Below are 20,266 nucleotides of genomic sequence, written 5' to 3'. Positions count from 1 at the left end.
GTTGGTTACTGTTCGTCGTTGGTCTGGAGTTGCCCGTGCCTACCGTTTCAGTATTGCCTGTGTCGTCGGTTCCAGAGGTGTTCGACCGCTGGAGTCCTGGTGAGCGCAGCGAGCTCATCGGATCGGAGTTTCTCGATGTGTTGGCCTCGGTGCCAGACCCGAGGGACCCACGCGGTCGGAGGTATTCGCTGATGGCTTTGTTGGCGATCGCGGTTCTGGCCACTGCCGCGGGGATGCGCGGCTATGCTGGTTTTGCCACATGGGCGGCCACCGCTCCCGATGATGTGTTGGCCCAATTAGGGGTCCGGTTCCGGCGGCCCAGTGAGAAGACCTTCCGCGCTGTTTTGTCTCGGCTAGACCCCGCCGACCTCAACGCCAGGATGGGCAGTTACTTCACTGCACACGTGGCCAGCAGCGACCCCAGTGGATTGGTGCCGATCGCGTTGGACGGCAAGATGCTGCGTGGTGCTTTACGCGCCAAAGCGACAGCCACGCATCTCGTGTCGGTGTTCGCCCACCGTGCCCGATTGGTGCTCGGTCAACTCGCTGTCGCCGAGAAAAGCAATGAAATTCCCTGCGTACGTGCCCTGCTCACGCTGCTGCCGGGTAGCTTGCGGTGGCTGGTCACCGTGGATGCGATGCATACCCAGGTCGTCACCGCGAAGTTGATCTGCGCCACCTTGAAGTCGCACTACCTGATGATCGTCAAGTCCAACCAAGCCAAAATATTTGCGCGTATCACCGCGCTGCCCTGGGCCGAGGTGCCCGCAGCCGCTACCGACGACTCCCGCGGCCACGGCCGTGTCGAGACCCGCACCCCGCAAATCATCACCGCTGCACGAGGAATCGGCTTCCCCTACGCAAAACAAATCATCCGGATCACTCGTGAACGCTTGATCACCGCCACCGACCAGCGCAGCGTGGAGGTGGTCTATGCCATCTGCAGCCTGCCGTTCGAGCACGCCCGCCCTACCGCGATCATGACCTGGATGCGTCAACACTGGGGAATCGAGAACAGCCTGCACTGGATACGCGACGTCACCTTCGACGAAGACCGTCAAAGGGCACATACCGGAAACGGCGCACAGGTCCTAGCAACGCTACGCAACACCGCGATCAATCTGCACCGCCTCAACGGCGCCGACAACATCGCCGAAGCCTGCCGGATCACCGCTTTGACCGCCAACCGCCGCCTAGACCTCCTCAATCCACAATCCCCCAGCTCACAAGCCTGCTAATCAACAACGCCGGAGCCCTGGGAGTGATCCGATCCCACGCCAGGGCCTCGCGGGAGACGACACTGCTGTGCGCGTGCCTGAACAAGGCCGCTGCCAGTGCGTTTTTCGAAAGTAAGTTATAGTTGATTCCGCAATTCATACACGATTCTTCTGCGATCAATTTCAGAAGTCAGTTCTGATTTATATCAGAAGTTTATTCTGAAATATCCAGGCCTGAATTTCGTGTGAGGCCCGGCGAATTCGGTGGCAATAATTGCTGGTGCCTTACGGGGCGGCTCGGCGCGGCAGAGCAGATGCGAACACCCGATGTTCGCTCTCGAGTGCGTCGGCGTGCGGACAGGCGTGCGGCCGGCCTAGCAGCATTTTCGACATGACGATGCGGGACAGCCGTGCTGGGCGGCACAACGATAGCTCGAAAGGAATCTTCGTCTCATGCACCCGGATGAAGCGGCGACCCATAACCGAAGCTTTGAAGATTTGCTCGCCCACTTAGAGCCGGACGCAGGATTGTTTGAACCTGACGGATTCGAATCGGACGCATGGGAGATCCAATTTGACGGATTCGAATCGGACGTAGGGGAGATTGAGCGAGAAGCGGAAGCGGGGGCGGCCGATAATCCCCACGAGCTATGCCCAGGAACCGTTGTTTGCGGGGCGACCCTGACCATCCTTGGTGTCATGTGGGGATGGCTTGGAGATGAGTCGCCCGAGCAGGGTGATCGCTTGGCGAGCAGTGGGTCATTGTTCGACGACGTCGGCGCCCAGGTCGCCGCCCTTGGTCCGGACGGCGGTTGGCGGGGCAATGCGGCGCAGGCCTATTGGGTTCAGAACGTCGCACAGTCGCGGCGCGCCACGCTGATGGCCGACCTGGACCGGCTCACCGCCGGGCTGGTGTCCTCCCAAGCCGATGCCGTCAAGCAAGCCCGCGAGCGGCTGTCGGTACTGATCGCGGTAGTCCTGGGTGTGCTGGTGGTTTGTGCCGGCCTGGAACTAGGGGGGCCCGAGGGCCAGCTCCCGTCCTTCCACATTGCGGTCGCCGCATGCGGTGTTGTGCAGGTTGCCGCCGCCACCACCCTGATCGGGTTGGCGAACAAGACCTCCTCGAACGCCAGTAGCCTGCGGGCGGCGACACAGCGAGCGACCGAAATGTTGGCGGCACGGTCGGCACGGTCGGCACGCTCGGACGCGATCCCCGGGTCGGCCGGTATGACGGCGCCCGATGTGGGCACGCCCCCATCCGGCGCCCGGCCGCGGTTGGATGTCGCCGGTGACACCGCGCGTATCCGCCGTACGCCCGATCGGGGTGCGGCTTACGCCGAATTATCAGATCGGAGCTGAGACCGAACCCGTCGACGTCTCGCCACCGCCGGCGCTTTCGACGGGAGCGCTCACCAGTGTGGCGTGGCCAGCCGCGGCGCCTTCTGCACCGGCCGCTGCCAGGGCGTCTTCCTCGCCCTCTTTGGTCTCGTCAGCCAGCTCCGCGTCTTCGTCGGGTTTGGTGTCCGAGACGAGCTGTGCCGGCGCTGCGCCGCCCTGCGAGGAACCCTGTTGGGCCGACTGACTGATGGTCTGCGCGATCGGTGAGGCCTGCTGCGCCATCTGACCGGCTTGCGGGGCCAGTTGCACCAGCTGGGGAATTGTGGCGGCCACTCGGGGCGACAGGGCTTCCGCCTGAGCGCTGACCGCCTCGCCGATCTGTGTCGCCGCCGCCGCGGGTACGCCCAGCAGCCCGGTCGCGGGCGCGGCCAATGCTTGCGCCACGGGCGCGCCCAATAGCCCAGCGGCGGGCGCGGCCAACGATTGCACGGTCTGTCCGGCCTGGCTCTGTGCCACAGCGTTTGTACCGCTTGCGCCTAGCGCTTGGCCGTCGCCGCCGAATTGGTACTGCGTCAGTGCATCGCCAAGGGCTTGGTCGGCCTTCGCGTAGATGTCTGCGGCAGTCGACATGCTGGAAGCGGTTCGTTTCAAGGCGGCGGTTACACCGGGCATCCCGTCGGATACCAAGGACTCGATGCCAGGCATTGTGTCGTTAATTGCAGCCGAAACCGGATCCCCTCCAGTTGCTGCTATCGGCGCTGGTGGCGCCGGAAAAACCAGCTCGGCGACCTTGCTTCCCGCAGCAATCAGACGGGCGGGATCGACGGCCAGAGGCTCAGCCATCGCAGAATCCCTCCTGTACGTAATGGGTTGAGCAAATTTTACCCGACCTGAAACAAGCCCGATTGCGCCAATTTCGGTGCGGGCCGATCCGTTGCCACGCCCGCCCTGACGTAGCCCTCCGGTGACTCAGAATCGGATGTTTCGAACCAGGTCATAGACGCCGGTAATCCACAGCAGCAGCGGGACAATTGATGCGACCATCGCGCCATCGAACAATTCCAGGGCCCGTTTCATGACTGGCGAAACGCGACGTACCTGGTTCATCGCGCCGACCGAGATGAGCGTAACGAGGGCCGCCGCGAGGTAGATCGTCAACAACAGCCAGGCATAGTGGGGATACCAAAGGCTCAGCTTCACGGCAAGCCCGGTCGGGATGGCAACCGTCGCCGCCAGCAGCGCCCATGCGCACCACGGATCCGCGTACAGCCGCGATCGGAACGAACAGATCACCGTGATCAGACCCGCCACAATCATGCTGTGTAGGAAGAAGTGGCCGCGTACCACCACGGCTATCGAACCGACCGCAAGAATCAGCGTTCCCGCGGTGACGTAGCCGACGAGCAGCTGCTTAGCCAATTTGCTGCGCTCAGTGAGCCGGGCTGCCGACGCCGGCGCGGAGGCGATGATGGCTTGCCAGGTCGGTGTCTCTTCGTTGGTCGCGTCTTGGGCGGTGATGGGATCGAGCAATTCCTCGTTGTCCACGGTCTCTCCGGGAACGGGGATGGGCGGCAGCGCGATCCGCGCGACGGCGACAGTCAGTTTGGCCGCGTTCGTCACGATGAACAACCCGAACGCAATCGCCCCGGCCGGCACCCATTGCTGATATCCGTATCCGAAGGCGACCGCCGCCGAAATGACCGCGATCGATGTAATCACCACAAACGCCGCGATGTCGTGGCGTTTGTACGGCCCGCCGCGCATCATCAAAGTGATGAACAACACCGCTGTGGCGGCGGCGGCGAGCTGGGGCGCCCCCAGCGAATGGAACCCGCGCGGCAGGGGAACGGCGATCGCTGCCGCCGCGGCGATGACGCCGTACGACGTAACCAGCAGGCTCTCGGCGAGCCGCGAGTTTTGGTAGAACCGTTTTGCGACGAAGGAACCGGCCAAGGCGGCGAGCCCAATTAGGCCGATCGCCAGCGGCCAGAACACGCTGCGCCCGGTTTGCCACCAGGCCCGCATGGCAACGGCGGTGATCGGCAGGGCGAAGAGGGGGATTGCCACGGCGAGGAAGCGTTCCAGAGCGGTGCGGTTGAACTCGGGCGACTCGTCGAGCAGCGCGATCGCGTCGATGACGTCCTCGACGAGGGGCCGATACCGCTCCGTGCGACTGGCCAAGACCAAGGTCAGCAGCGATCCGTCGACAACGCCGGCCTCATCGAGGGACTGGTCGAGCTTCAGCGGCGGGAATCCGGGCCGAGCGAACGTCCAAACGCCCTGAGCTTCGAAGTCGAAGCCGGCCAGCACCTCCGCGGGAGTGTCTTCGAGCAGATCGGCCAAGATCGCGACGGTCTCGTCGACATAGCTCTCCATGGGTGCCGCCGCGGGCAGCACCAGATCTGTCAGCCGTCTGCCGGTAAGGACGGTGACCCGGGTGGTTGCCGGCTTGGGTGGGGTTGTTCCCGTGGCGGCGGAGGGTGCGGCAACTGCAGGTGCGCTCAACGACGCCCAGCCCTTTCAAAATCGTCGGACAGAGCCGCGGCCAGCTCGAGAACCCGTCGTCGGTAGACGGGGCCAAGCTGGTCGAGATGAATTTCGGTGCCGGCCGCGATGTGCCGGTCCCATGGCAAGACCACTACGCGCCCGGGTTGGAGCTGCTGTTCAAAGTCCCGGACCAACTGCTGTTCCGACACGTTGGTTTCGCCAACGGCGACATGGTTTATCGCTACGCATGCGCGGCTCGCCAAATCCTGGTAACCGCGTTTGCGCAACCAGTCCAGCGCGATTGCGGCTTGGCGCGCACTGTCGATGGAAACGTTAGTCAAGATCACGATCGCTGAGGCGGTATCGAGCACACCCAGTGTCACCGGATCGAATAGCCCTGCCCCGCAATCGGCCAGGACCAGGTTGTAGAACTTCGACACGGTATCGACGGCCGATCGCAAGTCTTCGCCGCTGAGCCCGCGCTGCGCGGAGGTGTATTCCGCGGTGGGGAGAATCTCGAGATTGGCGGCATTGACGCTGGTGTGTGCGCGGACATCGTTGTAGTGCGGCAGCCGCGGATCCGCCAGCAGATCGGCAATCGATGATGGCGACGAACGTCCCGAACGTTCGGCGAGATTTCCGGCGCCCGGATCGGCGTCAAGCACCAGGATCCGATCCCCGCGCACGTGCGTCAGTGTGGTGCCAAGAGTGACCGTCGTGGTCGTCTTCCCGGCGCCGCCCTTCAGGCCCAAGATCGCGATCTGATACGAGCCGCGGGGCTTTCGACCGATCCGCGTGCGCAGGTCCAATTCATACTTCTCATCGGGAGAAAGGCCGAAGTTGATCCGCGTGACCGCGTGAACCCACCGCCGCCAACCCCGTTGTGGCACCGGCTTCTTCGGCTTCTTCGGCTGCTTGGCCGGGGCACCGGCGTCCGGCAGGGGCTCAGTAGCCTCAGTAGCGGGTTGAGCCGCGGCGGCGGTGCGCGGCGGCTGAGCCCTGGTGGGGCCCGGCGGTTGAGCCCTGGTTGGCACCAGCGGAGATGGTGTCGAAGCGGCCGAAGTCCGGGATTCGGCGCGCCGCCTGGCCCTACGACCATCAGGGCGCCCCGGCGCGGACTCGACGGGGGCCCCAGGGGCGGCGGGCATGGGTCCGGAAGGCCGATCGAGCGTTGGTTGGCTCTGCTGCAGCCACGCGAAGGACGCGGTTGAGCTTTCGTCCGCCGCGGGTCCGTTTCGCCTCATTGGCTCGCGCGTCGGAAGCGGCCGTACCGCGGTGGCCTCGAGGTCATCGGTTTCGGGCTCGGGCCGATAACGATGCGCCCGTCGGGCATGCCGCGAGTGCCGAGGAGCCTCGGATTTAGCCTCCGGTGGCCCTGGAGGCTGAGGCGGGCCACCGATCCGGACCCGGCGCGGTGGCGGAGGTTCGGCCGATTCATGCCGGTTTGGCGTGGCGCCGCGTGCTGGGGGTGTGAACGCCGCTGGCCTTGGTGGGGGCGGCGGGTGTCCGCTGATGGGCTTCGGTTGCCCGGGCTGGTTGGGTGGCGCCGTTGGCGGTTGAGCGCGGCGACGCGGGGGGCCCGGTGGTAACGGTGGCTCGGGCCGGGTGGGTGCCGGCCCGTTGACCGGCATGGGGGGTCGCGGTGATTTCGGTGGTGCCGCTGGGGTTTCGGCGGCCGCCGGTTTCGGTTCGTCTTCTATGTCCTGGTGCGGGTGCGGCGCGCCCTGTTGTGGTTCCGGTGCGGGTGGGGGCCCGCCGATGGGCATGGGGGGACGCGGCGGTTTTGGTGCCGCGGGGGGTTCGGCGGTTGCGTGGGCCCGTTCCTCGACGGCCTGCGGCGATTGTGCAGCAGCCTCCGGCGGCTGCGGTGGCTCTGCTGGCGCCGTCGGTTCCGGTGGAGCCGCGGGTGGCTCCGGAGATGCCGGTGGCGGCCCACCGATAGGCATCGGAGGCATCGGCGACTTGCCGCCAGGCGGGGGCCCGCTAACGGGCATTGCCTCGTCCGGAGGTTCAGCCTCGGCTGTCGGCGATTGCGGAGGTGCCTCCGGACGAGCCGGTGGCGGTCCCGGGGGTGCCGGTGGTAGCTCCGGGGGGCCGGTGGTGGCTCTGGGGGTATCGGCGCAGGCCCGCCGATGGGCATGGGGGGCAACGGCGACTTGGCGGGGCCAGCTGCCGGCTCTGCGGAGTCTGACGGCGACTCATCTTCCGCCGGCGGAAATGCGCGCGACCAGTCCTTAGGCGCCGAGTGCCCGTCGCCGTTGGGTTTTACGGGCGGCGGATACGCGGTACCAGGATCAAAGAAGGTTTGCCCAGTTTCATCATCTGGAGGTCCGGAACCCTCGGCGGGCCGAAATAGCTCGTCGTAGTCCGCCGGCATCGGAACCTCTCAGAAGCTCGCCAATAGAACGAAGCACGAGAAGGGGCGAGATTCCGAAAGGTTGAAACTCGCCCCGATCTCGTGCTTCGGTATTCTACGCGAACGAGAGGGGGGATTAAGCAAACATCCCCGTGACGTTGCCCTCGGTGGAGGACATTGCCTGACCGGCCTCGCTGATGGTGCGAGCCAGGTTCTGCAGCGCGTTGTTGAGCTCCTGGGCGGTGGAGTCCCACTTCTGCTGCACACCCTGGTAGGCCTCCGAACCGCTACCACCCCAGGCTGCGGCCAGCTTGTGCAGCGACTGCTTGCCCTCATCCAGAAGGGAATGAATGCTGCCGGCATTTCCCCCGATTGAGCTGGATGCGGCCTCAATGGCGGCGAAATTCCACTGCTGTTCTGTCATGTCGTATTGCTCCGTTTCTTTCTCGTTCTAGGGGAATCAGAAGCCCATTTGCGAGGACAGCGCCTGCTGCTGCTCGTCGTCGGCCCGGGAGTACTGGACACCGGCCTGACGGATGTTCGTCGAAATCTCGTCGAGTTCGGCCTTCTGCTTGTTGGCGGCTTCCTGGAAACGGACCACCGCAGCCTGAGCGGCGGTACCAGCCGCACCGCGCCACTGGGCCTGCAGCGAACCGGCGGTCGACTCAACCTGGTCGATCTGGGTCTTCAGGTCACCGGAGATCCGCTCGAAATTACCTGCCTCCTGCGCGAGGGTAGCGGCATCGGTCTTCATCTCTGCCATGCTGGACTACTTTCTCTCTTTCTTTCCTCGCCAAATTGTTGGCAAGTCTTCCGGCCCGGGTGGCCGGGAAGTCTGTTCGTGTTGACGACGCTCACCAGTCGTCCTCGTCATCCCAGTCGTCTTCGTCGGCCTCGTCCCGCTCCTGGGTCAGCGTCGCCGGGGCGGCCATGCCTGGCCGCGACGAACCGCCAGCACCGGCGCCAGCTCCTGCCCCCATTCCGCCGGCGCCCACCGGGGCGGCGCCACTGCTTGCCGACGATCCGGCAGCCGCGGCCGGCTGCACTGACGGACCCATCGGCTTTTCGACGAGTTCGCTGATCAGTGGCGTGCGGGTCAGGGTCCCGCCGGCGCCGGGTAGTGATTCACCGCGCAGCAGGCCCGCGCCGGTGGTCGGGCCTGACCCACCTGCCAGCGGGTGATTGGACAGCGCGCCGGCCCCGAGCAGGCCCATCCGGAAGCCTTCTTCGTCCGCGCCGTTGCCCGAGCTGCCGGTGTTGCTGAACGCCGACGTCATCTGTTGCGCCGGTTGTGCCAGCTGCTGCATCGGGCCACTCGCCTCGGCGACCTGCGTGGCGGTCTGCTGAAGCTCACTGCTCGGTATGCCGGTGACCTGTGACGCCATGTCCAGCAGCGGAGTCGACGAAGTCAGCATGCTCTGTGCCGTGGCGGGATCGAGGATCGACGTCATCGGCTCAAGCTGTTCGAACAGCGTGTTGGCCGTCGTCTCGGCCTGGTAGACATCCATCGCCAGCGCCGCCTGATTCCACATGCGGACGAAGTAATCCATCTCGTTGAAGGCGATGGGAACCGTGTTGATGCCGAAGAAGTTGGTCGCGTTGAGGATCACGTTGGTGATCTGGCTGGCAAAGATCTCGGGTAGCGAAGGCGTTGTGGCCATGGCCTGCATGTATGCGGCGGCCTGCGCACCGGCTTGTAGGCCACGCGTCTTGGCCTGGGTCGAGGCGGTCTGCAACCAGGTCACCATCGGCAGAGCGGCCGCTAGGGCTTTCTCGCTGCCACCTCCGGTCCACGCTTCGCCGAGCGAGTTCAAGCGCGCGGTCAATTCGACGGCCTGAGCGTCCAAGGCGGCTGCCAGAGCCTCCCATCCGGCGGCCGCGGCCAGCATCGGGGCCGGGCCCGCGCCGGCCATCAGGCGAGCGGTATTCAGCTCCGGTGGCATTGTGTGCCACAGCATGGTGATCACTCCTTCTTGTTGCGCCGTGTCTGGTGACTGATTTTCTACACGATGACGCTGGTTGCGCCGTCGCTGACTTCTGCAGGGTTAGGGGCGATACGGTGGGGCGATTCGCCGGCTCGGTGGATCTCCCGCTGAGCCGCCGAGCTCGAAGCCAGCAACTGGGCGCCCTCGGCGGCGAAGGCTGCGGCCGCTTGCGTCGACACCTCGTCTGCCCCAGCTGGAACCACCCCGGTCACCGACGCCAACGCTGCCGCATCGGAGGTCACACCAATGCGAGCGTTGCCGCTCAATAGTGTGCCGATGTCGGCGATCGCCGCGCCGTGTGACTTTTGTTCCATTTGCCTGCTTCTTCTCCTTTATTTGCGCTTCGGACAAATCCTCATTTGGTTGTCGCCGAAACGGCCTGCCGGTGATCGCCTCCCGGGCTTGATTTCCGTCAGCTCGGGTGATGCGTCGCTGGCAATGAAATAATCCTAACCGGGGCTTGGGGGTGCTGCGAACACTTCTTCTGGCGGCTCGATGTAAGGGGCCTGGATGACCTCTTTGCCGTCGGGCGAGACCAGAAACGCCTGGCCGGGGGGGCGCCGCTTGACCTTGAACTCGCTGGAGGGGAATTCCTGCTTGTCGCCGGAAAGGAACATTGTTGGAGCGCCCGAACCGAATGCGGCACCGACGAAGTTGTCCATGGTCGCCTTGTAGGCCTGGCTCATCTGGCAGGTCACAATGATGTGCAAGCCGATATCGGTCGCCGCCGGCAATAAGGGCGCAAATGGCGCCATCGGGGGCATGCCGCCGGCAGCGCCGACAATCATGTGCCAGTCGTCGACGAGCAGCAAAACGTCGAATCCGCTCCACCACGAACGCGAGCGCAGTTGAGCCGTCGTGAGGTCGGCTGGGGGCAGCCGATTCTTCAAGTTAGCGGCCAGGGCTTTGACGGCCTCGTCCAACGTCGCGCTGTTGCGGTTGATGGCTCCGGCCGAGAGCAGGTGTGTGTCGGGCACCGCATCGAGGAGTCCGGAGCGATAGTCGGCGAGCATGAACCGCACCTGGTCGGGACTGTTTCGAGCGCAGATGGCGCGTGCGATCGCGTGGGCAATGGTCGTCTTGCCCGACTTGGCGGCACCGAAGATGAGCAGGTGCGGGTTGGTGTGCATGTGGCTGTAAGCCACTTCCATGTCGGATTCGCGCAATCCGATCGGGATCTCCCAGCGGGTGCGGTAGTCGGATTCGGGCCCGGGAGGGTTGGGATCCAGCTCGTGGAGGTGGATGCGTTCCGGCAGAGTTCGTACCGGAGGCGCCTTGTCCGTGTGCTGGGCTGCGATTTGAGCTACGCCCGCCGTTATCGCCTCCACCAGGTTGTCGGCGCTGTGCACACCGTCGAGCCTGGGCACCCCGATCATCAGGTGGTGCTTTTCCATGGACACCGCCCGACCCGGGCGGTTCGCCGGGATCTCCCGGGTGATGCGGTCGATCTGGGTTTCGTTGACGTCGCCGAGCCGGAATTCGATCTTGGTGCCCAGGTAGTCGCGGACACGTGATTTCAACTCCGTCCACCGCGGCGTGGACAGAATCGTGTGCACACCAAAGGACAGCCCCTGTGCGGCCAGGTCCTGGACCTGACCTTCGAGGTCGGGAAACTCACTGACGAAGGCGGGCCATCCATCGATGATCAGGAATACATCGCCGTAGGGGTCTGAGGCGACGGGCTGGTTGGGGTCGTCACGCAGCTGGCGATACATCGCGATCGAGCCGACCCGGTGTTCCTTGAAGGTGGCCTCTCGTTGTCGCATCACGGCCTGCATCTCCGCGACCACCCGGTGGACTTTGTCGGGTTCGGACCGGCCCGCGACCCCGCCCACATGGGGCAGGTTCTCCAGATAGATCAGGCCGCCACCACCGAGGTCAATGCAATAGAACTGGACCTTGCGCGGCGAGTGCGTGGCAGCGGCCGACATGACCAACGTCTGCAGCAGTGTCGACTTGCCGGTCTGGGGGGCACCGCCGATACCGATGTGTCCGCCAGCGCCCGCCACGTCGACGCCCCAGACGTCCTGCAGGTGGCGGCGCGGCTCGTCCATGATTCCCAGCGCGAAGCGAAGTGGTTGTCGCCGATCGCGGGCGACCAGCTCGTCGAGCGGGGTCGGATCAACCAGCGGCGGCAACCACATCTTGTAGGCGCGCGACTCGACGGTGCTGAGCTGGTCAAGGATGACCTCACGCAACGTCCGTACTTCAGGTTCGGCAGTCATGAGCGCCGCTCCCTTTCGTTGCTTCCTGCTGCAGCATCGCCGGCGTGGATCATGGTGTCAGCGCTTCCTCGAGAACCGGAGCCGCGGTGAACTCGCGGATCTGCAAGGCTCGCTTGGCGAACTGGGTACTGGGTCCGCTGCCATCGCCGTTGGTTTCAGCGGTCGCCGGCGGAACGTATGGCCCACTGATATAGAGCGTGCTGAACTTAATGGGGTCCTCCATGCCGACCCGGAGAAAGCCGACACCGCTTTCCTTGTTGGTGATGTACTGGGCCTCCGGGGTTCCGATCACCGCTTTGGATTCATGAGAGCTGGTGGTACGCAACGCGATGCGATACGTCAGGTTGGGTTCGAGCTTGTCGATGCGGACACCGCCGGTTTGTAGTGACTGGGTGGCCAGTAGCAGGTGCACCCGCAATGATCGCCCGACTCGGCAAATTCGGTCGAACAGGCCGATGAAATCCGGGTGACTCTGCAGAAGTTCGGCAAACTCGTCCACCACAACGAAAAGTGTCGGCAGCGGCGGAAGGTCAGCGCCGCGTTCGCGGTACTTCTCGTACTCGGCCACGCCGGACAGCGCGCCGGCCGCGCCGACCTTCATCCCCGCCTGACGCAGGATCGACTGGCGGCGGTCCAGTTCACCGGTCAGCACCTCGCCCATCCGGCTTACCAGCTCGGCTTCCTCGGCCATGTTGGTGATGACAGCCGCGGTGTGTGGGAGCTTCTCCATCCCAAGAAATGTCGAGCCGCCCTTGAAGTCGGTAAGCAGCAGGTTCACCTGATCGGGGTGGGTCATCGCCACCAACGACAAGATCATGGTGCGCAGGAACTCGGATTTGCCGGAACCGGTGGTGCCGATGAGCATGCCGTGCGGCCCGCCGCCGAACTCCGCACCTTCCTTGATGTCCAGGTACATGACATTGCCGGTCTTGAGTTCGTGACCGAACGGGATCTTGAGCCGGTCTCGATCGGTGTCGGTGTACATGCGCCAACGGCCCGGGGTGATGTCCTCGACGCTCTTGGCGTTGACCAACTGATGGAACTCGGTCGCGACCTTCTTCTGGATACGTTGGGTCTTGTCGAGGATGGTTCCGGTGATCGACCATCCGGCCAACTTGCGGGCGAGGCGGGTGGCCTCCTGCGGCGTCATGCTGTCGGCGGCCGAGGTCACCAGCCGGAACTGCTGCCCAGGCAGCCGGTCGTCTGCGGTGCCGTTCTCGGCCACTCTGATGCGATAGGCGGACCCGCGATGGTTGCCCAGCGTGATTACCGTCACCCCGGCCCTGCCGTCTGGCGGGAAGCCCGCCTTGCCGCCGGTCAGGTCGAGGACCACGACGTAGGGACCGGTGGGGAGAGTGTCGGGAGCGTGGGGTCCCCGGGCGGCCAGGTCGGCCAGGCCGTCCGGGCGCGTGGAGATCATCCGGACCGGCCCGGCCCCGTCGGTTTCGGTCTGGTGCTGGACATGTGGCAGCCATTTCAACCAGGACCAGTCGGGATCCTCGGGGTCCTCGGTGAGGACGCGGATCTGCAACAGGTCGGGCGGATGGAAGACCGCCAGGTGGCAGATCATCGCGGTCAACAGTCGATCGGCTCCCGGTCGATCACCGCCGATCGCGATCGTTGGAAAACTGCGCAGCTGCACGAGTTTCGGGCAATCGTGGATCAACCCATGGGTACGCAGGAACTTGACCACCCACATGTGGCTTACCGGCTCGAGATAGGGCTGGGGGGCGGCGCTGCTGGCCGCCAGCTCGCCGCCGACCGCCGGCTTCAATAGCCGGTCCACCGCTGGCTGGTCGCCGATCCCGATGCGGGCTGCCGCATAGAAGTCGCTGTTGGCCGGCCTCGACCACTGCCGCTGGGTGCCGACGATGGACAGAAGATCGTCGGGATGGGGCGCGTGGTAGCCGAAGAACGAAACCTGGGAGGTGGCCGACGTCGTTACGCGGCCGCGCAGGCCGGCGAGATACCGCAAGTACTCCTTGCGGTTCGCATTGATCTCGGGGACCTTCTTGCTGCCGCCGCCGCTGCCCCCGGCGAGTGTGCCCACCATCATCACGATCATCATCAGGGGCATCATCAGCATGTATGGCGATAGCTGTCTGGTGCCGCCGGCCACCATGATCACGATCATGCCCAGCATCGCGCCGCCCATGACGTAGGGCAGGATCTTCTGCACGCCCGACGGCGGGATGTCGATACCGAGATCATCCGGTGGCGTGAGGCTGATCTCGCCCGGGGTGAGCCGGGGGCCACGGGTGATCGTTGGGGTGAATTTCTTTGTCGTCATTGAGGTGCTCCGGGTGTCCCAGCTGGAACTTTTCGAGGATTGGGGTCGGAGGGCAACGTTTCGTGTTCGAGCAGAGCGGCGTCTTTGGATAACACCGGACCGTCCACCAGGAGGCGAACGATCTCCCACGGTGCCGTCTTCGGTATACCCAGGCCCTGCGCCTTGGCCGAGTCGGCGTCGGGCACCCCGTAGCGCACCCCTTCCGGGTCGATGTAGTACATCGATTCGCCGTATCGGGGATCGGGTGACTGCAACTGAACAAATTTCCCGCCGTCGATATAGACGGTTGACCTGCCCTGAATCTGTTTGAGGCCGGTCTTCATGGCCGAGGGCGGGATGGGCAAGTGCCGTCCGGTGAGAACCGTCGTGTTGGGGGCCTGGTCCCCAGCGCTACGCTCCCATTCCCAACACAAGACCGGGTCGTCCGGCCGGGACATGAGGTTGAGGGTCTCGTCTGGCAGCGGTGATGCGTAAACCCGTTCGGGGATCCTGACGACCAGGCTCGGCACCACCGCGGGCGGCGCCACCAGCCCATGAGACTGAGTGGCGCGCAGTGCCGCGGCAGTGGTGCCATTTACCGCGGCGATGCCGTCGGTCAGCACTACGTAATATTGCGGCCCCTTGTCGGTGTGGATTTGAAACACCGATCCGATTACCAAATCTTCCGGAAGCCCGAGGGTGTTTGGCTCTCCGGCGGCGGGGATGGGTGGCAATTGCCAGGGGCCCCTGGCCGGAAGCGCATTGAACATTCCCTCGGAAATGGGGACCGTCTGGGCGGTGATGGGGATGCCCACGGCCGATGTGAGCGCACGATCGTTGAGGTCGATCGAGTGGCGTCCCTTTGATGTGACGATCCAGGTCTGGCCGTGATAGTCCGCCAGCATCGCCTCGTTGGGCTCGATCGGATCGATCGCGGCATCGATCCGCAGCGGCATCACCAGCAGCGATGTCTCGACCGAGGCGGAGGCGGTACCCGCCCGGCTGACGGTGTCGCAAAGGGTCCAGGTTGAAGTGGTGTCCCCGGAAACCGGGGTGGCGTAGGGGGCGCCGGGGATTCCAATGGTTTGGCCCAAGGGCAACTGGCTCAATTCGGAGGACTTGACGGTGACGGGGGCGGCAGGGCTGCCCAACACGAGGCGCGCCGAGGTCAAGTTGTAGACAGGGTGCAACTGCCCGGACAGCAGTACATAGAGCTGGTTAGTCGCGCGGTCGGTCAGCAGGTTGCTGCCACCAAGTTTTCCAGCTGGTTTGAAGTAGGCCAGCAGGCCGGCACCGGCCAAGATCAATACGGCGACAACGATGCCCAGCGCTATCGAGCGGCTGTAGAACTGCAGCGGATCATCGAACATGCGGGTGTCGCGCCGCACGATGGCATGCTCGACTCGGCGAAGCAGGAAGCGCCAGCCGCTTACCTGAACCTTGGTGGTCAGGCGAAGCCCCATGTTTCACTCTCTCATATTGAGGTGTGCATGCACCGTGGCAATTGCCTCGGCCATGTCCGCGCCGTTGATCTCTTGCAGTCTGTCCACATCGAGGGCCTCGATGTCGAGGCCCTGTGCTAGCCGCATGTCACGGTACTGCTCAGAGGCCTCGACCAATTGTCGCGCATATCGGCCGTTGCCGGCGATGTCGAGAGCCGGACGGCCCCGCAACGTACGTTCGTGCAGCGTTTTGGCTGCCTGCAGGAGTTCATCCGCGGCCGCCGTGCTCAGCGTCGAGTCATTGCCAGCCGCAATGACTTTCGCGATCTCGAGGAGCTCTTCCGGGCTGTAGGTGTCGAATTCGATACGGGTGGCAAATCGCGAGCGTAGACCCTCGTTGGTTTCCAGCAGCCGATCGATATCGGAGCTGTAACCGGCGATGATGACCACCAAGCGATCGCGGTCGTTCTCCATCCGGGCCAGCAGGGTATCCATCGCTTCCTGGCCGAACGGGTCGGTGCGTCCGTCGCGCTCCTGCACCAGGGCGTAAGCCTCGTCGATGAACAGCACGCCCCCTAGAGCCTGATCGATCGTCTTGGCGGTCTTGGCTGCTGACTGGCCCTCGTACTCGGCAACGAAGTCTTTACGTGACGTCTCGACCAGCTTGGGTTCGGCGATAACGCCTAGTCCGGCGAGCATGTTGGCGACCACCCGCGCGATCGTGGTCTTCCCGGTGCCAGGGGGCCCGGTAAAGATCATGTGCTTGCTGGGCTGTGCGACTTTCATGCCTTTGGCCTCGCGGATGCGAGCCATCATGGTCGCCGCGCGGTACCGCTCGAGCTGGCTTTTTACCCGGGATAGTCCGATTTGGCGGTCGAGTTCTCCTTGGGCTTCGGCCAACAACTTTTCGCGACCGGAATTGTCGGTCACCACGCTGGTCGGATCCCATGGATCCGAACGGGACGCAATCTGCTCGGCGTTGGTTGTCTTGAGCCGGTAGGACGGATCCTTCAACGCAGCAGAGACTTTTGGAGCCGGATGCGTGGTCTGCAACCATTCCAGCAGTGCCACCGCGGCTTCCTCGTTGCCTTGGCCCCGCCGGGCCATGGCCAGATACCACGCGATGGCCTGCGCGCAAGCTTCGCCGGCCGGTGAGTCATTGGCTTCGGTCAGTCTGCGTTCGGCTTCGGTGAACAGGCCAAGGCTGGCCGCCGCAACCCCATGGGCGACGCTGGCGGCTCCGGCCAGGAACTTGTCTGGCCACTTCCCGGCACCCTTGACTTCATCGATCACGTCGGTCCAGCGCTCGGCAGCGCCGAAGATGACCGCCTTGAGCCACGACACCAGATGCTCCGAACCGGTGACCGCACCAGCGTCGATGGCCTCCATCGCGTCCGCGTAGTTTCCTTGCGCCGCTTCGGATGCGGCGAAGCCCATGGTGATGGCCAGGGGGGAGGTAACGGGGTAGGTGATGTCTCCGTACAAACCACCTATGGGGACCCTGGCGTTGAGGGTGCTCATCGAGATCTGCGCCGTGCCTGCCAGCTGGCCGAAGTTGCGGCGCGAGTACCAGGCGCGGAACAAAGTCACCCGGTCGACATCGCCACATCGGATCCGGCCGACCCAAGCATCGCACGCTGATTCGTCATAGTTTGTGATCTCGGTGAATAGGTCCATGGACCTTGACTCCGACAGCGGAAGCATGCTGACGGCACTTTCGAACAAACCGGCCAGGCGATCAGTCATGTATCACCGTTCGTTGTAACGAGAGGTGTAGTCGACCTCGTAGCGGGTGGCGAATACCTCGGCTTCGGCCGCTTCTGCTTCTTCCGGCGTCGGCAAGTTGAGTGTCATACCGACGAACTCGCGCAACAGCGCACCTTCTTCTTCGGTCTCGTCGCTCAGTTCGCTGGCCATGGCTTCCACCATGAACGTGTGTTGTGCGGCGCGCGCCTTTTGGCGGGCCAGATCAGCGATGACAAAGATCTCTTCGGTCAGAGCGGATTCCGACATGTTCGCAGCCTTGTCGGTCACCGTAACTCGCTGGACGATGCCACCCATCATGGTCGTGACCGACACGCTCCCTTGCGGGTTGGTCACGGTGAACATCGCGATGTCGGGCTCGTCTTCCTTCTCGGTCAGCCCGTGAAGTGCATCCAGGTCGGCTCCGGCTTGCTCGGTTTCCTGGGGCTCGGGGGGCGCGTACTCGTCGAGTGCACCGAGTCCAGAGTCCTCAGACGTACCGCCGCCGGAGAAATCTAGGGCGCCGAGATCTTGGTTGTAGTCGTCGTTCCCGGGCAGGTCCACTGTGGCGTCCCTTTCTGAACTCGTAACGGAGAGGATTAAGTCAACCTCGGGTGGTGGCGTCGGCGCGATCCAACCACGAGCCTGACGGAAGCAGTTCGAGCAGACTGTCCAGCGCCCGCTGGAGATTCTGCTCGGTACCGGGGAGGAAGCTGCCGTACAGTTCCCCGTCGACTTGGCGGGGAAGTGAGACAAGCCTGCCATGTACTGAATCCAAGACCCCCGCGGCAGCCTTGGTGTGGGTGGTAGTGCCGCCCGGATGGCGTTCGCTGGCGACGATTTCCACCCAGCTCTTCGGATTGGTGACGATTTCGGTGTACAGGCGGGCGGTGGTCGGCGTGAGCCCATATCGGGTCAGCTGTGCGGCATTGGTGCACTCACCCAGTTCGCTGGCAATGCCGGTCAGCGGTTCGACATTGGCGGGTTCCGCGGTGCCCAGCACGGCAGTCACCATGCCTGCCAGGCCGACCCGCGGAGCCACCAGCTGCAGTACCAACATGTCGCCATCGCGAGCTGCGATGACATGTCTTTCGCCCTTGCGGCATACCAAGAACCGCACCATCACGCCGCCAACGTCGCGGCGCCACCAGCGGCCTTCCAAGGTGCGGTCCGCCCTGCTGAGCGTGTCGACCATCGCCGCAACCGCCGGATGCGGTTGTTCGTTGTGGTCCAACACGCCCTGCGCAGTAAGGTCGCGCGCCACCTGGTCCCAGACGATCTCTCGCAGATCCTCTTGCGGGATGTTCGGCCGGATCCCAAGCGTGACAGGGAAATCGACCAGGTGTAACCGGTCCGCGATCACCAGCATGCCGTCGATGGTTACCTCGACTCCGACGACATCGTCACCGGTGCCCGCGCGACCGGTAGCGAGCGGACCGGTCATATCAGCCAAAAATCTTGTCGATGATGCCAGCGAGCCCTTCGTCGGAGTTCAGATAGGCGCCAGCGGCCGAGATCAGATTGTTGGCCAACTTGCCCGTGACGCCCTGCAGGCCTGTCCCGGCGCTGTTGCGGGTGGTTTCGAACTCGACCAGCGTGTCGTTGAAATTCGAGGTGAATGAGCCGTGGGTCAGCTGGACCCGCGAGCCGATTCCGCTCACGACGTTGGTCGCCGATTTGAGTTCGCCGACTATCTCGTTGTGCATGCCCGCCAGCACCTTCAAGAATGAAGGCACGACGTTCAGTAGTCCTGTCATGGGGGTAGACCTTTCCTCTACGTCTAACTTTCTACTCGCTATGGGTTTGGCTCGCTATGGCTTTGGTAGGCCAGTGAGCCGCCGCCGGTTGCCCGGACTAGAGGAGGGTCCCCTCGTTACCTTGCCCTGTGTTGGTTCCCGTGTCGATGGGGGCGCGTTCCGCACCGGCGCTGCCCACGGCCGCACCGCCTTCGTCGTCTTCCTTCTTGTCGCTCACCAGGGTGGCCTGTTGACCGCCTTGGGAAGCCTGCGACGAGATCATGCTGGCCTGCTGGCCCGCCATGCTGCCCAGTTGGCCAGGTCCGCCAGCGGCCGCGACCAGGTGTTGCAGCTGGCCCATCGTCGCGGTCAGCGAACTGACGTTGGGCAATTGGGCGAAGCCGAGCAGGTTGGAGAAGCTCAGGCTGGGTAGCCCGGCGAAGCCACCCAAGAAGTCGGGTAGGGCCGCCAAGTCGGTCCAGGTGGGCAACGTGCCCCATTTGCCGATCCCGGAGAACAGGTCACCCAGGCCGGGCAAGCCGGGGAACAGGTCCGGGATGCTCGGCAACCCAGGAAGGCTGGGGAAGCTGGGCAAGCCCGGGATGTTGGGGAACGGGAAGTCGATGCCGGGGATTCCCGAGGTCGGCGGGAATTCGAAACCGGGGAGCCCCGGGATCGGCAAGTTCCAGTCCGGAATGTCGATCTTGGGTGGCCAGGTGAAATCGGGCAGGCCCGGGATGTTCGGTAGACCCGGGATGGGAATGTCGGGCAACTTGGGTGGCCACAGGTCGTCGATGATGCCCGGGATGTTCGGGAGTAGGCCGCCGATCAGCGATGGCAGGCTGGCCAACATTTCGACCAACCTGCCGAGCAGGCCCTTCAGGTTGGTCAGGTTCATCAACGTCATGATGGTCAGGTACAGCAGCGCGCCGCCGACGGCGGCCATCGCAATGCCCGACATCGGCAGGGCGAGCTCCCACGACCACAACCAGCCGAGTATCGGCACCTTTTCGAGGCCTTTGCAGACCTTGTAGACGCCGTCGATCATCTTCTTCATCGCGCGCAGCACGTCGCGGGTGTTCGACACATATTCGGCCTGATTCGAAATCAGGTTGCCGGTCAGATAGTCGACGTCACCCATCACCTTCGCGCGAAGTTCTTGAGCGATGTTCTGGTTCAAATAGGCGTCTGCCGCCTGGCCGAGCCAGTTGGTGCCCGGAATTGCCAGACCCATCTTGTCGGCGATTCCTTTGAAGAGCGTCGAACCGGTGTTGAAGATATCGCCCGGGTCGGGGATGCCTTCTCCGAGTAAAAGCAACTGACCCCAAATGAAATTACTTGTTGTCTTGCAAAGACCGCTTCCCTTTGGCGCCATTCGCGGGATTCCTTACACTCGGTGTTTCGTGCACTGTCTTTTTGTGTGTACCTTTGGTCTGTACATTGAGCTTAGCGGTGCTCCGGCCGTGGT

Annotated in this window: 17 protein-coding genes and 1 pseudogene; 2 read left to right on the top strand and 16 right to left on the bottom strand. The window is 64.1% G+C overall.

The window, feature by feature from the left end:
- Positions 1 to 35 precede the first annotated feature (35 nt).
- Positions 36 to 1,238, top strand: a complete 1,203-nt coding sequence (locus MPSD_RS27565; RefSeq protein WP_420811988.1) for an ISAs1-like element IS2404/ISMul1 family transposase — start codon at positions 36 to 38, stop codon at positions 1,236 to 1,238.
- 723 nt (positions 1,239 to 1,961) lie between these two features.
- Entirely contained in the window at positions 1,962 to 2,576 is a 615-nt protein-coding gene (locus MPSD_RS27560) for an EspA/EspE family type VII secretion system effector (protein ID WP_232022693.1), read from the top strand.
- On the opposite strand, the gene MPSD_RS27555 is transcribed toward MPSD_RS27560, so the two are convergent.
- From MPSD_RS27555 to espE, 16 genes and pseudogenes are all read right to left on the bottom strand, one after another.
- Entirely contained in the window at positions 2,562 to 3,398 is an 837-nt protein-coding gene (locus MPSD_RS27555; RefSeq protein WP_020785490.1) for a hypothetical protein, read from the bottom strand. The two genes, MPSD_RS27560 and MPSD_RS27555, sit on opposite strands and share 15 nt — an antisense overlap.
- Before the next feature lie 126 nt (positions 3,399 to 3,524).
- Positions 3,525 to 5,060, bottom strand: a complete 1,536-nt coding sequence (gene eccD, locus MPSD_RS27550) for a type VII secretion integral membrane protein EccD (protein WP_086085679.1) — start codon at positions 5,058 to 5,060, stop codon at positions 3,525 to 3,527.
- On the bottom strand, positions 5,057 to 6,988 hold the full coding sequence (locus MPSD_RS30975; protein WP_476703745.1) for a MinD/ParA family ATP-binding protein: 1,932 nt from the start codon (positions 6,986 to 6,988) through the stop codon (positions 5,057 to 5,059). The genes eccD and MPSD_RS30975 overlap by 4 nt, the downstream gene beginning before the upstream one ends.
- A 383-nt stretch (positions 6,989 to 7,371) precedes the next feature.
- Positions 7,372 to 7,419, bottom strand: a pseudogene (locus tag MPSD_RS31120) (ESX-1 associated ATP-binding protein EpsI N-terminal domain-containing protein); the annotation flags it as partial.
- A 115-nt stretch (positions 7,420 to 7,534) separates the two neighbouring features.
- On the bottom strand, positions 7,535 to 7,822 hold the full coding sequence (locus tag MPSD_RS27540; protein WP_020785495.1) for a WXG100 family type VII secretion target: 288 nt from the start codon (positions 7,820 to 7,822) through the stop codon (positions 7,535 to 7,537).
- Between the two features lie 36 nt (positions 7,823 to 7,858).
- Positions 7,859 to 8,161 carry a type VII secretion system ESX-1 WXG100 family target CFP-10 gene (esxB, locus tag MPSD_RS27535; RefSeq protein ID WP_012392185.1) on the bottom strand — a complete coding sequence of 101 codons (303 nt, stop codon included), beginning with the start codon at positions 8,159 to 8,161 and terminating at the stop codon, positions 7,859 to 7,861.
- A gap of 91 nt (positions 8,162 to 8,252) precedes the next feature.
- Entirely contained in the window at positions 8,253 to 9,356 is a 1,104-nt protein-coding gene (locus tag MPSD_RS27530; protein ID WP_036427073.1) for a PPE family protein, read from the bottom strand.
- A 44-nt stretch (positions 9,357 to 9,400) separates the two neighbouring features.
- Positions 9,401 to 9,697 carry a PE domain-containing protein gene (locus MPSD_RS27525; protein ID WP_015357695.1) on the bottom strand — a complete coding sequence of 99 codons (297 nt, stop codon included), beginning with the start codon at positions 9,695 to 9,697 and terminating at the stop codon, positions 9,401 to 9,403.
- Positions 9,698 to 9,832: 135 nt separating this feature from the next.
- Positions 9,833 to 11,608 carry a type VII secretion protein EccCb gene (eccCb, locus tag MPSD_RS27520; RefSeq protein ID WP_086085678.1) on the bottom strand — a complete coding sequence of 592 codons (1,776 nt, stop codon included), beginning with the start codon at positions 11,606 to 11,608 and terminating at the stop codon, positions 9,833 to 9,835.
- Between the two features lie 49 nt (positions 11,609 to 11,657).
- Entirely contained in the window at positions 11,658 to 13,898 is a 2,241-nt protein-coding gene (gene eccCa, locus MPSD_RS27515) for a type VII secretion protein EccCa (RefSeq protein WP_020785499.1), read from the bottom strand.
- Positions 13,895 to 15,340 carry a type VII secretion protein EccB gene (gene eccB / locus MPSD_RS27510; protein ID WP_015357690.1) on the bottom strand — a complete coding sequence of 482 codons (1,446 nt, stop codon included), beginning with the start codon at positions 15,338 to 15,340 and terminating at the stop codon, positions 13,895 to 13,897. Before eccB ends, eccCa begins: the two co-directional genes overlap by 4 nt.
- Before the next feature lie 3 nt (positions 15,341 to 15,343).
- The gene (eccA1, locus tag MPSD_RS27505) at positions 15,344 to 17,065 is read right to left on the bottom strand and encodes a type VII secretion system ESX-1 AAA family ATPase EccA1 (RefSeq protein ID WP_020785500.1); all 1,722 of its coding nucleotides are present in this window, start codon (positions 17,063 to 17,065) and stop codon (positions 15,344 to 15,346) included.
- A 3-nt stretch (positions 17,066 to 17,068) separates the two neighbouring features.
- Positions 17,069 to 17,626 carry a hypothetical protein gene (locus MPSD_RS27500; RefSeq protein ID WP_020785501.1) on the bottom strand — a complete coding sequence of 186 codons (558 nt, stop codon included), beginning with the start codon at positions 17,624 to 17,626 and terminating at the stop codon, positions 17,069 to 17,071.
- A 40-nt stretch (positions 17,627 to 17,666) separates the two neighbouring features.
- Positions 17,667 to 18,506 carry an ESX secretion-associated protein EspG gene (locus MPSD_RS27495; RefSeq protein ID WP_086085677.1) on the bottom strand — a complete coding sequence of 280 codons (840 nt, stop codon included), beginning with the start codon at positions 18,504 to 18,506 and terminating at the stop codon, positions 17,667 to 17,669.
- 1 nt (position 18,507) lies between these two features.
- Positions 18,508 to 18,819 carry an ESX-1 secretion-associated protein gene (locus MPSD_RS27490; RefSeq protein WP_012396940.1) on the bottom strand — a complete coding sequence of 104 codons (312 nt, stop codon included), beginning with the start codon at positions 18,817 to 18,819 and terminating at the stop codon, positions 18,508 to 18,510.
- A 97-nt stretch (positions 18,820 to 18,916) separates the two neighbouring features.
- On the bottom strand, positions 18,917 to 20,173 hold the full coding sequence (espE, locus tag MPSD_RS27485; protein ID WP_020785504.1) for a type VII secretion system ESX-1 associated protein EspE: 1,257 nt from the start codon (positions 20,171 to 20,173) through the stop codon (positions 18,917 to 18,919).
- Between the last annotated feature and the right edge of the window lie 93 nt (positions 20,174 to 20,266).

Origin of the sequence: Mycobacterium pseudoshottsii JCM 15466 (assembly GCF_003584745.1) — a bacterium.
Taxonomy (GTDB): Bacteria; Actinomycetota; Actinomycetes; order Mycobacteriales; family Mycobacteriaceae; genus Mycobacterium; species Mycobacterium marinum.
Note: the sequence above shows the minus strand (reverse complement) of the source record. Positions and strands in the feature narration are given on the sequence as shown.